Source organism: Streptomyces iconiensis, from assembly GCF_028657195.3.
GTDB classification, from domain to species: Bacteria; Actinomycetota; Actinomycetes; order Streptomycetales; family Streptomycetaceae; genus Streptomyces; species Streptomyces iconiensis.
Genome location: NZ_JANCPR020000046.1, coordinates 63,535 through 78,879, shown reverse-complemented (window position 1 = coordinate 78,879; position 15,345 = coordinate 63,535). Strand labels below are relative to the sequence as shown.

General features: G+C 68.5%; 14 protein-coding genes and 3 pseudogenes. 10 read left to right on the top strand and 7 right to left on the bottom strand.

The window, feature by feature from the left end; all coding sequences use genetic code 11:
• Nucleotides 1-146 (top strand): annotated as a pseudogene (locus NMN56_RS33840) (IS630 family transposase); the annotation flags it as partial.
• 137 nt (nt 147-283) lie between these two features.
• Here the strand turns inward: NMN56_RS33840 and NMN56_RS33835 are convergent.
• Nucleotides 284-1,135 carry a putative RNA methyltransferase gene (locus NMN56_RS33835; protein ID WP_274043437.1) on the bottom strand — a complete coding sequence of 284 codons (852 nt, stop codon included), beginning with the start codon at nt 1,133-1,135 and terminating at the stop codon, nt 284-286.
• An 872-nt stretch (nt 1,136-2,007) separates the two neighbouring features.
• Here NMN56_RS33835 and NMN56_RS33830 point away from each other — a divergent pair.
• A complete protein-coding gene (locus NMN56_RS33830) occupies nt 2,008-2,385 on the top strand; it encodes a hypothetical protein (RefSeq protein WP_274043436.1) in 378 nt (125 codons plus the stop codon).
• A gap of 36 nt (nt 2,386-2,421) precedes the next feature.
• Nucleotides 2,422-3,075 (top strand): tyrosine-type recombinase/integrase, encoded by a 654-nt coding sequence (locus NMN56_RS33825; protein WP_347178693.1) that lies wholly within the window; start codon nt 2,422-2,424, stop codon nt 3,073-3,075.
• Between the two features lie 234 nt (nt 3,076-3,309).
• Here NMN56_RS33825 and NMN56_RS33815 read toward each other — a convergent pair whose 3' ends face one another.
• Nucleotides 3,310-3,873 (bottom strand): TetR/AcrR family transcriptional regulator, encoded by a 564-nt coding sequence (locus NMN56_RS33815; protein ID WP_274043435.1) that lies wholly within the window; start codon nt 3,871-3,873, stop codon nt 3,310-3,312.
• A gap of 138 nt (nt 3,874-4,011) precedes the next feature.
• Between NMN56_RS33815 and NMN56_RS33810 the strand changes: the two genes are divergently transcribed.
• From NMN56_RS33810 to NMN56_RS33800, 3 genes are all read left to right on the top strand, one after another.
• A complete protein-coding gene (locus tag NMN56_RS33810) occupies nt 4,012-4,251 on the top strand; it encodes an SDR family oxidoreductase (RefSeq protein ID WP_274043434.1) in 240 nt (79 codons plus the stop codon).
• Nucleotides 4,252-4,320: 69 nt separating this feature from the next.
• Nucleotides 4,321-5,391, top strand: a complete 1,071-nt coding sequence (locus tag NMN56_RS33805) for an aldo/keto reductase (RefSeq protein WP_274043433.1) — start codon at nt 4,321-4,323, stop codon at nt 5,389-5,391.
• A gap of 69 nt (nt 5,392-5,460) precedes the next feature.
• Nucleotides 5,461-6,207, top strand: coding sequence for an SDR family oxidoreductase (locus NMN56_RS33800; protein WP_274043432.1), 747 nt, complete (start codon nt 5,461-5,463; stop codon nt 6,205-6,207).
• An 81-nt stretch (nt 6,208-6,288) separates the two neighbouring features.
• Here the strand turns inward: NMN56_RS33800 and NMN56_RS33795 are convergent, their stop codons facing one another.
• From NMN56_RS33795 to NMN56_RS33775, 5 genes and pseudogenes are all read right to left on the bottom strand, one after another.
• Nucleotides 6,289-6,411, bottom strand: a complete 123-nt coding sequence (locus NMN56_RS33795; RefSeq protein ID WP_274043454.1) for a hypothetical protein — start codon at nt 6,409-6,411, stop codon at nt 6,289-6,291.
• Nucleotides 6,412-6,523: 112 nt separating this feature from the next.
• Entirely contained in the window at nt 6,524-6,736 is a 213-nt protein-coding gene (locus tag NMN56_RS33790; protein WP_274043450.1) for a Tn3 family transposase, read from the bottom strand.
• Nucleotides 6,737-6,777: 41 nt separating this feature from the next.
• Complete coding sequence (locus NMN56_RS33785) at nt 6,778-9,264, bottom strand: tyrosine-type recombinase/integrase (protein ID WP_274043431.1); 2,487 nt, start codon at nt 9,262-9,264, stop codon at nt 6,778-6,780.
• Nucleotides 9,261-10,502, bottom strand: a complete 1,242-nt coding sequence (locus tag NMN56_RS33780) for a tyrosine-type recombinase/integrase (RefSeq protein WP_274043430.1) — start codon at nt 10,500-10,502, stop codon at nt 9,261-9,263. Before NMN56_RS33780 ends, NMN56_RS33785 begins: the two co-directional genes overlap by 4 nt.
• Before the next feature lie 67 nt (nt 10,503-10,569).
• Nucleotides 10,570-10,821 (bottom strand): annotated as a pseudogene (locus NMN56_RS33775) (Tn3 family transposase); the annotation flags it as partial.
• Nucleotides 10,822-10,942: 121 nt separating this feature from the next.
• Between NMN56_RS33775 and NMN56_RS33770 the strand changes: the two are divergent.
• From NMN56_RS33770 to NMN56_RS33755, 4 genes and pseudogenes are all read left to right on the top strand, one after another.
• Nucleotides 10,943-11,896, top strand: coding sequence for an IS481 family transposase (locus NMN56_RS33770; RefSeq protein WP_274043429.1), 954 nt, complete (start codon nt 10,943-10,945; stop codon nt 11,894-11,896).
• Nucleotides 11,897-12,160: 264 nt separating this feature from the next.
• A complete protein-coding gene (locus NMN56_RS33765; RefSeq protein ID WP_274043428.1) occupies nt 12,161-12,643 on the top strand; it encodes a nitroreductase family deazaflavin-dependent oxidoreductase in 483 nt (160 codons plus the stop codon).
• Between the two features lie 216 nt (nt 12,644-12,859).
• Nucleotides 12,860-12,990 (top strand): annotated as a pseudogene (locus tag NMN56_RS33760) (aldo/keto reductase); the annotation flags it as partial.
• Nucleotides 12,991-13,090: 100 nt separating this feature from the next.
• The gene (locus tag NMN56_RS33755; RefSeq protein WP_274043427.1) at nt 13,091-15,343 is read left to right on the top strand and encodes a DnaB-like helicase C-terminal domain-containing protein; all 2,253 of its coding nucleotides are present in this window, start codon (nt 13,091-13,093) and stop codon (nt 15,341-15,343) included.
• The last annotated feature ends 2 nt before the right edge of the window (nt 15,344-15,345 follow it).

Genomic DNA, 15,345 nt, shown 5'->3' with positions numbered 1-15,345 from the left:
CCCGGGCCCTGCACGCCTACCTGCGGTGGCGCAACGCCAACGCCCGCCACCGCGACGTCCTGACCGCAGAACGCAAAGAACGCGCCCGAATCCGGCACGAAAAGGGCATCCGCTGGGGCGGACGCCCTCTCCCCGCCGCTGCCTGAACGACCCGGCAAACCTATGCGGTCAGAGCACTAGCTGCGGGTTTCCGCCGAGCGGTCAGCCGCGCGGTGAGCCCTGTGGGGAACAGCCAGCCTTCGTGCTCGGCCGCCGGCAGGCGGATGAGCGTGCCTGTACGTGGTCACCGTGGCCGGTAGGAGGTGACCAGGACGGAGACGGAGACGCTGATCCGGTCGGGCAGGTGGCTGTCCTGGTCCAGGTCCGCGCTTGGCATGTGGCGCGCGCTCGGTGTCATCCCCACCAGGTCGAGGACCTCGTGCCTGGCCAGGGACGCGGGGTACTCGACCAGCTCGGTGGCGGAGGCATCGAAGAAGGGGTTCAGGGCTTGGTGCAGGCGCTCTTCCTTGGCCGGGTCGATCGCGACCATGGCGGGAAGCGGGCCGCGCAGCCCGGCCAGGTGCCGTGGGGTAGGGCGCACCACGATCAACCGGCCGTTTGAGCGCATCACCCGGTGGAATTCGGAGGGGTTCCGGGGCGCGAACACGTCCAGTACGACATCGGCCACCCCGTCGGCCAGCGGAAAGGGACGGAAGACGTCCCAGCTCGCGGCGGCGGCCCGTACATGGGCTCGGCCTGCCGAGCGCAGTGCGCGCACCGAGGTGTCCAGCCCCAGCCCGCGGCCGGCGGGCAGTTGGTCGAGCACACCGGCCAGGTAGTAGCCCGTGCCGCACCCCACGTCCACGACCGTGCCTCGTTCGGTCACGGCGTCGGCCGCCATGCGTGCCACGGCCCGGCGGATGGGCCCGTACCTGCCGGTGGACAGAAACCGGTCCCGGGCCCGGGCCATGGCGGCGTCATCGCCGCTGGTGGCGCGGGCACCCGCCAGGAGGCTGACGTAGCCATGGCGAGCGACATCGAAGGTGTGGCCCGCAGGACAGCGCAGCGCGCCACCACCGGGACGGAGGTGAGCGTGGCACGTCGGGCAGCGCAGCAGGTCGAGGAACGATTCGAGGGCAGGGCGAAGAACGGGCACGGGGCACTCCTGGCAACGGTGAAGGGGAAGGGACCGTGCCTGTCGGTGCACCCGGAAGGGCGCCGCCCCAGGAACACGCAGGCCCAGCACCTGGTCACCGGGATGCGGCAGCGCACAGAGAACGTGGTTCAGGCGGCAGGCACGCCAAGGAGGGCGACGCCGTCCGGCGTCGCCCTCAGAACCTGCCGGTCACAGGAAGCAGCAGTGCGGGGTGCTCATAAATGCCACGCCACAAGCCTACGATCTTCGACGGAAGCCTCCCGCGTCGGAGTCGGCCATGATCGCCCTCACTGGTAGGCGTTGCACCGGTGCTCCCCGGTGCTCCCCGGTGCTCCCCGGTGCTCCCCGGTGCTCCCCGGCGGGACATCGGCTCGGAGGGCCGAGGCTTGGCGGTCCAGTTCGTAAGTGCTTCGCGGGGTGATCATGTAGCGGGCTCGGCTGAGGATTCTTCCTGGCCATCGGCGGTGTGCCGATCGGGTCTGACGTCGCCGCTTTTGTGCACGGGTTCGCCGCTCTCGGCCCCGGGTTCGCCGGTAGAGCGTCCGGACCGGAGGTGGCGAACTTCCACTGGAAGGCCCTGTTCTCGTATAGCTACGGCGAACGGACATGTAGCGCAGGGTGACGCTCGGGGCTGGAGGAGTGGGCGCGAGGGCCGACGGCATAGCGATCGGCGGCGGCAGCGATTCAGCTTCGAGGTTCACTTATCGGACTTCCGGCCTGCCTAGTGACTCGGCAGGATGGTGTCGCAGTAAATACCGGCTTTACTGCGGCAGAGCACCTGCCGTGATCATCGCGACCTGCGACGGACGATTCCGGCCACCGGGGCGAGGTGTACGCATTTACTGCGGTAGCACCGGAAGGGCGGGACGGACGTGACGATCGAACCAGTGACCGAACTCGGGAGCGGGGGCACGCTCCGGCTGCCGCGCGCCCGGGTGATGCCTCTGTCCGCCCCGCCCTCGTCGTACACCGCAGCGGTCGAGCAGTACCTCACCGGCGCGGGCATCGCGAAGTCCTCCGCGCGGATCTACCGGATCTCGCTGACAACATGGGGATGGATGCTCGCCGGCGAACCGGCGCCGACCGGACCCGCCCGCCGAGGCGCGAAGCCGCCCGTCTTCCCCCTCACCGCGATCGACGACCCAGCCCCGCCCGAGGTGCTGGCCGAGCTGGCGGCGGCGCGGGCGGACGAGATGGACGCCGACACCGTCAACCGGGAGTTGTCCATCGCGCGCAAGGCGATCGGCTGATGGCAGCGCCAGGGATGGATCGAATCCGACCCCACGATCGGCATCGAGCGACGGCCGGCACCGCCCGACCGCACCAAGGCCCTTGCTGAGGAACAGATCGCCGCCCTGTGGCGGCTGGACGTCTCGCTGCGGGAGAAGACGTTCTGGAAGATGCTTTACGAGTCGGCGGCCCGCGCCGATGAGGTGCTGTGCCTGAACGTGGAGGACCTATATCCGCAGGACAAGCGCGGCAGGATCACCGCCAAGGGTGGGGCGATCGAGTGGATTCACTGGCAGTCCGGCACCGCCCAGCTCCTGCCCCGACTGATCGCCCGTCGCACCCGTGGCCCGCTGTTCCTCACCGACCGCAAGGCCCCGGCCGGAACACCCACGCTGGACGTGTGCTCCGAGACCGGCCGGGCCCGGCTCTCCTATCGCCGGGCCGAGGAAATCTTCGAGGAGAACACCCGACTACTGGCCAACCCTCTCGCCTCGCCCGAGGACATCGAGGACTTGAACGGCTGGACGCTCCATCGGCTACGCCACAGTGCCCTGACACACGACACTGAGGGCGGCACCTCCACCCCGATGCTGCTGGTCCGCTCCCGCCACGCATCCGTCCGTTCCCCGGAGCGGTACGCCCGCCCCGGCGTCGACGCGGTCGCCCGACACGTCGCCGAACGCGACTCCGCCGCCCGCCGGAAGCGCTGACGCCTCCAAGATCAACTACTGGCGGTTTCTGGGTCCACCTCGGTGATCCCCCTTGAGCGGCGACGGCAGGAACACCTGACGAGCCGTTCGGGCGCTGTCGCGAGGCGGGGAACGAGCCGAACGTAGGCAATCATCCCGACGGTCCTCACCAAGGTCTGGGGCGCCACGACCGCCGCGGCCGCAGCCATGCCGTCCGGCATAGGCCGACGCCTCGCCGAACCGCTGGCGTATCGCTTAGCGGGGCCTGAGTCCGTCGACGACGACGTCCAGCATGCGGTTCAGTTGGGGGCGCTGCTCGGGTGCGTCGGCCACGGAGAGCAAACCGACGAGGATGCCGCCTACCTCGACCGGGTCGATGTCGCTGCGCAGTTCTCCTGCTGTGGCGCCGGCCTCGAGCACCATCGCCAGGACCTGCTGGACCTCGTCGCAGACCGGTCCGGTGCCGAAGCGGCCGGAAGCGCTCATGGCGACCAGGGCCTCGCAGATGCCGCGTCGTTCACCGGCCCAGTCGGCGAATCGGAGCATCCACGCGTGGAGGGCCTGCGCGGGCGGCTTGGTAGCCAGCAGGGTGCGGGCATCTTCGCGCAAGGGCCGGATCTGGTCCCGGTAGACCTCTTCGACCAGATCCTCTCGGGTGGGGAAGTGCCGGTACAGGGTGGCGTTCCCCACTCCCGCGCGTTTGGCGATCGCGTCCAGCGAGATCGCGCGTCCGGACGCGAAGACTTCGGCGGCCGTGGCGATCAGCTGCTCGCGGTTGCGCTGCGCGTCGGCGCGCAGGGTGCTGCGTAGAGGTGTCATGACCTTCGCGATCGTGAGTGTCGGATGAGGCTCGGGAACGATTCGGGGATGTCCCCGTTTCAGTGTACGGTGAGACAAACGGGGAGTTCCCCGATTACGGGTGGTCTCACCCATCGCTTCAGCGACGAAAGGTTTGCCATGCCTACAGCTCTCATCACCGGGGGAACGACCGGGATCGGCAGAGCGACGGCCGAGCTGCTGCGCGCCCGCGGCTACCAGGTCGCGGTCACCGGACAAAATCCCGATTCCCTCGCACGGGCAAGATCCGAGCTCCCCCAGGAGGTCGCGGAAGCAGTCGCCTTCCTCGCCTCGGACGCCGCCGGCTACATCACCGGCCAGGACATCACCGGGGCCGGCGGCTACGGGCTCGGTGCCTGAAACCCGGGCGAGCCGACCACCAGTCCGCACCTCTCGAACGCCACGAACCGCACCTCACAGGAGAACACGATGGCACTCACTCTCGACACTTATCGGCTGCTGGGCCGTTCCGGACTCCGGGTCTCACCGCTGGCGCTGGGCACGGCGACCTTCGGCACCGAGTGGGGCTGGGGCGCCGAGCGCGACGAGGCGCGCAAGCTCTTCGACCGCTACACCGAGCTCGGCGGCAACTTCTTCGACACCGCCAGCACCTATACCAACGGCAGCTCCGAGCGACTGCTCGGCGAATTCGCCCGCACCAACCGCGACAAGATGGTGCTGGCGACGAAGTACTCGACGCTGCGTCAGCCCGGTGACCCGAATTCCGGGGGTACCCACCGCAAGAGCATGCTGGCGTCGGTGGAAGCCAGTCTGCGGCAGCTCAACACCGACTACATCGATCTGCTCTACGTGAACGTATGGGACTTCAGGACGCCGGTGGAGGAGATCCTGCGGGGCCTGGACGACCTGGTGAGGCAGGGCAAGGTGCTGTACGTGGCGATCTCCAGCGCCCCGGCCTGGCAGGTGTCGCGCATGCAGGCGATCGCCGACCTGCGCGGCTGGTCGCCACTGGTCGCACTGGAGACCGAGTACAGCCTGGTCGAGCGCACCGCGGAGCGTGACCTGATCCCGATGGCACGCGAGATGGGACTCGGCGTGGTCCCCTTCTCCCCGTTGGGCGGCGGGGTGCTCACCGGCAAGTACAGCCGGGAGGACCAGAACCAGGCGGGCTCCGTTGTCGGCGAAACCGCCAGCAACCGCAAGAGCCTCAACGTCGCCCTGGGATGGGTCACCGACCGCAACCTTGCCATTGCCGATGCGGTGAAGGAGGTGGCCTCGGAGCTGGGCCGCACACCCGCCCAGGTCGCACTGGCCTGGACCCTGAACGCCCCGGGCGTGACGGCACCCATCATCGGCGCCCGCACCATCGCGCAGATGGAGGACAACCTGGGTGCCCTGCAGGTCGACCTCACTCCTTCCCATCTGGCCCGCCTCGACGAGGTCAGCGCCATCGACCTCGGCAATCCGCACGGCCTGCTCGCCAGCGATCACATCCGCACGGTCACCACGGGCGACATGAAGATCGAAACCCTCGGCTGATTCGCTTCATGGACGGCGACATCCAGATATATCGACAAGTTTTTGGTGATGGAACGGAGCAACCTCGGTATGGGTCAGTACAGCGACAAGAATGTGGTGATCACGGGTGGCAGCAGCGGCATGGGGCTCGCGCTGGCGGAGCTGCTGGTGCAAGGCGGAGCCCGCGTGATGATCACCGGCCGTTCTCAGGCCAAGCTCGACGCGGCACGCGAGCGGCTCGGCGGGAATGCCGTAGCCGTCCGGGCGGATGCGGCCTCACTGTCTCACCTGGATATGCTCGCCGACCGTGTAAAGAGCGAGCTCGGCTCGATCGAGGCATTGTTCGTCAACGCCGGCATCTCACCCCTCACGCCCCTTGAGTCGACGACCGAGGACGTGTACGACGAGCTGTTCGCGATCAACGTCAAGGGCGCCTTCTTCACTGTGCAGAAGCTCGCCCCGCTGCTGAGCGCGAACGCCGGCATCGTCCTCACCACCTCGATCGCGAACGTCATCGGCATGGTGGACAGCAGCGTCTATGCGGCAGGCAAGGCGGCGCTGCGCTCGATGGCCCGCACCTTCTCCCGCGAGCTGCTTCCGCGGGGAATCCGTGTCAATGCGATCAGCCCGGGTCCCATCGACTCGGGGATTCTGGAAACGATGAACTTGTCCAAAGAGGCCGCCGACCAGTTCAGGGCGGAGCGGACCGCGAGCAACCCCATGAAGCGCTACGGCACCGTCGAAGAGTTCGCCAAGGCGGCGGCATTCCTCGCCTTCGATGCCACGTACACCACCGGCATCGAGCTGGCCGTGGACGGCGGCGAAACCCAGCTCTGAGCTCGTCTGCCGTCCCGCCACGGGCGTAAGGCCCGCTACCACGGCGGTTTCAGGGGGCGCTGCAACACGTGGTCGTGTCGATCAGGCCGCGAGCAGTTTATGCAGGCGCTCGGCTGGGGTTTCCCAGCCGAGCGTTTTGCGTGGGCGGCCATCGAGTTCGGCGGCGACGGCGTCAAGATGCTCCAGGAGGTTGTCGCGGCCCACGAAGACACGCCGACTGAACCTTCCCCCGTGAAATGGACACTTGTTTGTGTCGTTATGCGGTGAGAGTGCTGGTGACCAGATGCTGTTCGTAGGCGATCGGAGCCCCAGCTCCTCACCCCAGGGCCGCCGCCGGTCTACCCTCGGGGGCGCGCGGCCTGGGCACGGCGTCCCGGGCGGTCAGGTCCAGGTCGAGGCGTCTGTTCATGTCCAGCTCGAACCGGCCGTAGGGATTCACACGGGTCCAGGACAGCGGGGAGAGCGCCCGCCGGTCCGCGTCGGTGAGAGTGTCAGTCCACTTCGGATCGGCGAGGACCTGCTGCATCAGCAGCGTGTTGACATGTTCTCTGAACTTCGCTTTGCCCCGGTTCAGGCCCCTGGTCGCTCGCCCGCGGTGACCGTGCGACCGGCGACATCGCGGAAAGTCGGCAGGCCGAGATGGACGGTAGCCACCCGGCTGGTTCGCTGGTCGAGCTGGGCGAGTTTCTGCTCTCCTCCGGCGAGGCTGACCTTGAGGCCCTCGACCTCGCCGTGCCAGCCCTCGCGTTCGGCTTCAGCGATGCGGTCGAGCAGGTTGTCGCGGATCTGCACGATGCGGCCGCGCTGGGCGGGGTCGGGCCGCAGGAGACTGCATCGCAGGCAGCTGTGTTCATGGACGCAACCGGTCCCATAGGCTCGGCCGCAGTCGCCCAAGGCGACCCGGCGGCGCTCGAAGTGGCCAAGGAACTCCTCCCATTCCTCGTCGGTCGGGGTTCGGTATTCCTCGCTGGGGCGGGTGGTGCGGCGGCGGGCGATGAAGGCCCGGTGGCCGTTGATGACCTCCTCGGGATAGACCGCCTTGTAGCCCATGGTGGTGTTGATATCGCCGTGGCCTACCACGAGTTGGGCGATGTGGGGCGGCATCCCGTTCATGATCGCGTCCGTGATAAACAACCTGCGAAAGTCGTGGGGGCTGAAGGCCAGCGGCCGCTTGCTGGCATCGGTGAGACCGGTGCGGGCAAGCGCGTCGTTGAGCATGTCTCTGATCCCGGCAGGCGGGATCGGCCGGTTCTCCACGCCGATGTGGCGCTGGAACAGCAGCGGCATCGGCGGGTTCCAGACGCGTTCATGGTTGTCGTAGGAGACGACGAGAGGGACGGCGCCCTTTGCGTCGCGGACGCGGCTGATGATCGTGCTGAGCACGTCGGCGAGCTCAGGGGAGATAACGAGCAAGCGCTCGGCATCGGTTTTGGACGGGGCGATGTGCAGGAGCGGGATCAGCTCGCCCGTGCTGGGCAGCCGGTATTGGACGAGGCTGTGGTGGGAGAGCTCGGTCAGCTCCTCGACGCGAATCCCGGTGTGCCGCAGGACTTCGACGATCGCCCAGGACCAGAACGCCCGATGCTCCTCCAGCGTGAGGTCCTGGCGTCGCCCGGTCTCGGGGTCCTGGGCCCAGACCTTGGCCGTGGGGTTCTTGGTGACCGGCCGGTGCCAGCGCTGACCGGCCGCGGTGAAGTCAGCTCCCGGGGCGGTGTTCTGTGCGGCTTCGAGCTGCTCAGCGGTCCGGCGGCGTTCAGCGTCGACTGTCTGCGTCAGGAGGGGGAGGACGGGCAGCCGCTCGCGTGTCCGCTGGTCCATACGTGATTTGCGACTGGCCTTCTCCTTCTTGCGCGACATCTCCTCCTCGCGGATCGGGCAGGGCGCCGCCCAGATGCCCCAGCGCGCGGGATCGTCCATGGCCCACTGGGCGAGGTCGAGGTAGAAGGCCCGCACCATGGCGAGGTAGTTGATGCCGCGGTCGGCGCGTGGAACCTGCGTTTCGACGACGTCGCCGGCGGCGGTCTTGCTGCGGGTCGTCTTCATCGCGACCCGCCGTTTCCATTCCGCGGCGACATCCGGCGCCAGGCGCAGGGAGTCGATCCCCGGGTGGTGGTCCTCCAGGTCTCTCCAGAACAGCTTGCCCAGGCCGAAGGCCACCGCTCGCAGCGAGGTGTAGTCGAGCGAGAGAGCGCGTTCTCGCAGGTAGTCCACCAACAGATCCCGAATCGGCCGACAGGCGATGCCGTAGCGGTCGATCATCTGCTCGATGCTGATCTGCCCTTGGTTCTTGGGGTTGAAAACCCGGACCGTCGCCGGGGCCGCGGTCGGGAAGAACCCCGTGGCGTGCAGCAGCTGATAGAAGTACACGCTCGTGTCGACGTTACGGCTGCCCATGCTGAGCAGGAGGTCCGCCAGCTCCAGGCAGTCCCCGACTGTGATGTCGCGGACCATGCCGCCCTTGGCGGCCATGATGGTGGCGATCCGCCGCAGTGCGCCGTCCTTGGTGTGGGTGTTGGCGGGGTCGCTCCGGCAGACGGCCGCCAGGGCGGCGAACCCATCCGGGTCGCGGCTGCGTGCCATCTCGGCCGTCAGGATCTGCACCGTCCCCGGAGTCAGCAGCCACGACAGGCTGGGCCGGATGACATCGCCGCTGATCAGCGTCAGGATGCCGCTGCCCAGGACATCGAAGTCCTTCTTCGGGTCCTGGTAGGACCAGCCGCTGGACTGAAGCCAGGAGACGGCCATGTGCCGCCAGGCGATGTTGCCGGCCATGTCGGCGCCGCTGGCGTTCCAGCGGCCCTGCCAGGTCTGCCCGGGAAACCGCTCCAACCAGGCCAGGGTCTTGGTCAGGCCGGTTCTGCGGCGGGACTGGGAGGCCGAGGACGTCAGCACGAACGGCGGTGCGAGCAGTCGTTCCATCACCTGTTCACGTGCCTGCTCGGTGGCCTTCCAGCGCTGTTCGGGGCCGCGGGGCGGGAAGCTCTTCAGCATCGCCACCATCTCCGGGCTGAGCTGCCGCGATGCAGAGCGTGCCGTGGTCGACACCTGCGTGGTCACGCGGTTCCCTCCCCGAACAGGATGTTCAGCGCTTCCGGCCGATACGACGGCGCCGACGGCCCGTTGTTCTGTACGGTTGTCGCTGTGGAGCCGGCTGCTGACCTGCGGACGTGGTGCGCGAGCACTTCCGCGATCACGTCCTCGGTGAGGGGTGTCAGGTAAAGCTGAGTGGTACTCAGATGCGCGTGGCCAAGAACCCACTGCACGTCGGTGAGCGACATGTCTGGGTCGCGGGCCATTCGGTAGGCCGCGGTGTGCCGCAGATCATGTAAGGACCAGTTGGCGCCCAGGGCGGCATTCGCCCGGCTGAACATCCGGTAGGCGGCGTGATAGCCGAGTTCCCGGAAGGGCCTCCGCAGGGTCCACCACAGTGGATCGTCGATGCCCGTGGGCGCCAGGCCGTGCATCTGTGCCTGGTAGAGCCGGAGCCAGACGAAGGCGTCCGGCGAGGCCGGCAGCTGCTGGATGGCCCGCGTGCCCTTGCGGACCACGGTGATCAGCTGCTGGCCGGGGTCGGCATCGCCGTAGCGGGCGCCCAGCAGCTCCGAAGCCCGTGCGCCGGTGGACACCCAGAAGGCCACCAGTGCGCGGTCCCGGTGCGAACCGAGCTGAGCGAACAGCTCGTTGAACTTCTCGTCCGGGATGCTGCGTGGCACCCGCTGAACATGGCGGGGGCGATACAGACCTGACCGCTCGTTGCGGTAGAGGTCCATCGGGTTGTGGTGGGCATGGGCCCTGCCGCCGCGTCGGGCCAGCGGGAACGGATTGACCATCGGCCCCGACCCGGCATCGCGGTGGAAGTCGTAGAAGCCGCGCAGCACGCTCTCGCTGTGGCCGCAGGTGGTCGGTGCGTACTTGCGGCCAGGTCCCGCCTTCCCCGTCACCGGGTTCGGGATCGCCGACGCTGCGATGGCGCCGGGCCGTCTCGGCTTGTCGCTGATCTGGATCCAGCGGGAGAAGTCCCGTGCCTCGTCCCGGGTCGCTTGATCCCAGGGCGTCCGGATCGCCCACAGAAACCGGAACCAGCGCAGCAGATCCATCCCGTACGAACGCTGCGTCGTCGCGGGCCGTCCGATGCCCTGCAAGTCCTTCAGGTACATCGCAACCGGCTCGACGATCGTCCCGGCGGGATCAAGCAGCCGGTACGGCTCCCAGACGTCGCGGGTCTCCAGGAGCGCCCCGACCCGCGGTACGACCAACGAGCGCAGATCTCGGTCCTGCCCATCTCTCTCGATCATGGGGCGGGACCATAGTCACGCGCTTCGCGGACTGTCCGCTGAACTGGGCAAACTCTCCCGGTAGTTCAGTCAACAGGTAGACCAGGGCGGACTGGAGCAGATGCAGCGCGAGCATCGATACCTCCTGGGACTCCTTGTCCTGTCCGGCCAGGTCGCCGTCCTTGCCGTAGAAGAGGTCCTTGTTCGCGGAGTTCCAGTTCTCCACGACCTGCAGGCCCTCGTGGATCTCCTGGCGCAGTTCGACGTCGGCGAGGTAGTCGCAAACGAACGCCGTACGCACCGACCGGCCCAGCTCCTCGATCGCCTGGTAGGTGGGGTGCTTAGGTGTTCTACCCACGGAGGTTGGTGACGGGCCGCATGGTGGGTCGATCGTGAATGTGTGAGGGCCTTCCGGGTTCGGTGTGGATTGCGACATCTGCACCGTACGACGAAAGGCCCTCGTGCCCCACCGTAATGCACCCCTTACCGAGACCGGCCGGCTGCGTCTGGCCCGCTGCGTCGTTGAAGAGGGCTGGCCGCTGTGCCGGGCCGCCGAACGCTTCCAGGTCTCTGCGACCACGGCCCAAAGGTGGGCCGGCCGCTACCGTGAGCTGGGCGAGAGGGGCATGAGTGACCACTCCTGCAAGCCGCACCGCAGCCCATGCAGGTCCCCGGCCCGTACTGAACGGCGGATTATCAAAGTCCGTGTCCTGCGCCGCTGGGGACCCGCCCGCATCGCCTACCTGCTGGGGTTGAACCCGGCAACTGTCCACCGCGTCCTGACCCGCTACGGGCTCGCCCGCCTGGCCCGTCTCGACCGTGCAACCGGCCGGGTCATCCGCCGCTACGAGCACGCCGCCCCCGGCGACCTGGTCCACATCGACATCAAGAAACTCGGCAACATTCCCGACGGCGGCGGCCACAAGGCCCTGGGCCGGCAAGCGGGCCGTAAGAACCGTGCCAAGGCCGGTATGAGCTTCCTGCACAACGCCGTCGATGATCACTCCCGCCTCGCCTACAGCGAGATCCTCACCGACGAGAAGAAGGAAACCGCCCTCGCCTTCTGGAAACGGGCCCATGCCTACTTCACCTCGTGCGGTATCACCGTCCAGCGCGTCCTGACCGACAACGGCGCCTGCTACAGGTCAAACCTGTGGCGCAACTCCCCTGCCGCGCAAGGCATTTCACACAAACGCACCCGCCCCTACCGGCCCCAGACGAACGGGAAGGTCGAACGCTTCAACCGAACCCTGCTGGACGAGTGGGCCTACGCGAAGACATACCGGACCGAGACCGAACGACGCGAAGCCTTCCCCGACTGGTTGCACACCTACAATCACCACCGCGGACACACCGCGCTCAAGGGCCAACCACCCGCCAGCCGCGTCCCCAACCTCACGGGGCAGTACACCTAGATCACTCGTTCAGCTCAACGAGGCGCCAGGCGAGGGGAAACGACGACCACAGCAGGCACACAGCGCTACATGTCCGTTCGCCGTAGCTATACGAGAACAGGGCCTGGAGCGGCTGTGCCGTGGCGTTGCAGCGTCGGCAGCGACCGCTACGAAAACTCCCGGCTGCCCACGGGCGGCAGAGCGGGAACGGCGGTCTCCCCTTCCCGCGAGGCTTGTGCTGGACTGTCCCGGCATAATCCGTACACGGCAATGGGGGTGAATGCGATGCCTCTTGAGGGCGAGTACGAGCCGAGCCCGGTGCAGTGGGTGCGCGAACAGGTCGAGCTGTATGAGAGTTCGGGCGGCACGCAGGGCACAACGCTCTGGGACACGGGCCTGCCGGTCGTCATCGTCACGATGCGCGGCGCCAAGAGCGGCAGGATCCGCAAGATTCCGCTGATGCGCGTGGAGCACGAGGGGCGGTACGCGGCGGTGGCCTCCAACGGCGGCTTCCCGCGTCACCCGGTCTGGTACTTCAACCTCAAGGCCGACCCGCAGGCGGATCTCCAGGACGGCCCCGAACGGCAGGGCATGACGGCCCGTGAGGTCACCGGGGACGAGAAGGCCCAGTGGTGGCAGCGCGCGGTCGCCGCGTATCCGCCGTACACCGAATACCTGGAGAAGGCCAACCGCGTGATCCCGGTCTTCGTACTCGAACCCGAGCACCTGGCCGGGCGGGCGAAGGCCCCGGCGCCGACGAGGAACTGAGCTCCGGACCCCGCTCGCTCAGCCCGGCAAGGCGCCGCGGCCGGGGACGGGACGGGGACGGGGCCCGGCGTCGGCCAGGACAGGTCCCCGCTCCAAAACGGCGGTGCACAACGGCAGCACCGTCACGTCCTCGTGCGTGGGCGCATCGCTTCAGGCAGCCCTCGATGGGCCTCTCTCAGGCCCTCCATGGACCTCTCTCAGGGCCTCGATGGACCCTACGGCGCCATGCAGCTCGCCGGCCCCGGGGCCATGGACCCGCCTGCCGACCAGGACGACGCGCTCGCCGTCCTGCGCGGGCCGCCGACCTCGGGATCACGCATATCGACACCGCGGGTGCGTACGGACCACCCTCCTCACCCCCGAACTCATCGGCGTATGTGAACGTACGTGCGTTGCACGTGCGGAGGGTACGGTGGGGGAGCGCCCACACCGAGGAGGCACACGGGCATGGAGGAAGTGACGCTCACCGAGGCCCGTAACCGGTGGTCGGAGCTGATGGACCGGGTCGGACACGGCGAGGAGATCGTCCTGGTCGACGCCCAGCGCCACCATGCCGCGCTGCTGCGCCCGTTCACGGGCGCCGACCGGCTGGAACACGCGTGGACGACCACTCAGGCGCGCCGGGAGGCGGGCGAGTTGGTCACCGCGGCCCAGAAAGGCATGCAGGTGGTCACGGTCGGCTCGGCTCCGACGGTGGCGGTGGTCGCGCATGAGATGCGGCGTTCCGGGGGTCACGCGGATCCGGGCAGCATGGGAATCGGTGACGTGCTCGACGGGTTGCTTGCCCCGCGGGCCGGTGCTGTGGGCCTGTCCACCGGTGTGCATGTGCTCGACCGGGCCAGTGGGGGACTTCCGCGCGGGAAGCTGACCCTGGTGGCTGCCGCGCCGAACGCGGGCGGGAGTCTCCTGCCTGCCCAGGCCGCCCGCACGGCCGCTTTCGCCGTCGAGCAGCCCCGTCCTGTGCTCTATGTGCCCTCGGGGGTTCCGGTCGAGATCGCCGCGCGCCGGCTCGTCGCAGCCGAAGCAGCCGTCCCCTACGCGCAGTTGGCCTCGGGCAGTCTCGACACGGGGCAGCGGCAGGCCGTGGTGGAGGCGGGTGAGCGGCTGCGTACCGCGCCGCTCCGCTTCACCCGGCCGGCCCCGACCACGGCGGTCATCGCGCAGGACGCGGCGCAGATCCAGGATCTGGCTCTGGTCGTCGTCGACCGTCTCCAGCACGTCCGCGCACCTGAGACCCCACTCTCCGGGCGCGGGCTGGCGCCTGCCGCCCGTGCGCTGGCCCGGCTGGCGCGTGACCAGGACATCGCGGTCGTCGCCGTTCTCGATACGGACGACGCCGAGCGGGTCCGGGAGCTGGGCGCCGACCTGACCTTCCACCTGACGCGTACGGGAGATGAGGCGCTCGCGCGGATCGCGGTCATCGAGCGTGACCTCGGCGTCCTGGAGACCGTCACCGCGCCGCTGGACATGGTCCACCTGCGCTTCCTCAACACCCCCGCCACCCCCGCCCCTCCCGTGCAGCCGGCGCCCGCAGAACTTGTACGCGAGCCCGCATCAGCCCGGCGAGAGGAGCGTCCGGTGCCGCCGCCCCGCCCGCAGCGGTCGCAGGCGGGCGCCAGCCGGCCCGCCGGCACCCGGCCGCCGGCGGCCGTGCACAAGAGCGGCGGGAAGGCGGCCGAACTGGCAGAGGTGATCGAGGCCAGGGTCCGCTCCGTACTGGCCGAGACCGGGGGAGAGGTCCCCGAGGCCATCGCGGTGCTCAACAAGACCGCGATCCCCAGCGTGATGGGCGCGCTGGAGAAGAGCCGTAAGGGCGGACGCTACGACTTCCGCAACCACCCGGACCTGCCCGAGATCCTGCACAAACGGGGTCGTGACGAGGCCGATGACATCTGGGAGGCCCGCCCCCGCTTCACCGCACCGAGCGAAGTCCTCGATCGGGTCGGCGACGGTGTGGTGACCGCACTCGACATCAACGGCGCCTACCTCAGCGCGTTCAAGGCCCACCTGCCCATCGGCCAGCTCGAACACCACCTGGGCCCCGACGCAGGTGGCCCCGCGCACGACCCGAAACGCTCCGGGGTCCACCTGGTCACCCCGCCCGCATGGGACCATCCGCAGCTGCCCAACCCGATCGGTGACCGGGAGGAGCCGGGACCGCTGTGGATCACCGAGTCCACCCTCCGTCTCCTGCTGCGCCTCTCCGGCCCCAAGGCCGGCCTGTGCGAGCCGCCGCTGATCCACGAGTCCTGGACCTCCGGCTCCACCGAACAGCTCCTGGAGACCCTGCGTTCCGCGCTCGTCCAAGTACGCACCAACGCGCTGGCGTCCCGGTCCGCCGAGGGAGAGGTGGCCTACGAGTACGTGAAGGCGATGTACTCCAAGTTCATCTCCACGATGGGAGAGTCCAACTACAACCGGGACCTCTACCGGCAGGACTGGATGCACATCATCCGCTCTCAGGCGTTCGCGAACCTGTGGCACAAAGCATGGGCCGCGCACCAGGCCGGGCTCACCGTCGTGCGGATGATGGGTACTGATGAGCTGCATGTGGTGGGAGATTGGCGTACCGCTCGCGCGCCGGGCAAGGACAGACCGCTGTTCCCGGAAGGCCGTGGGGTGAGCGAGGTCAAGCCCAAGCAGTCCTACCGGCTGGAGAGGACAGCCGGTGGCAGCTACCGCGAACGGGAGGTGGGCTGAGC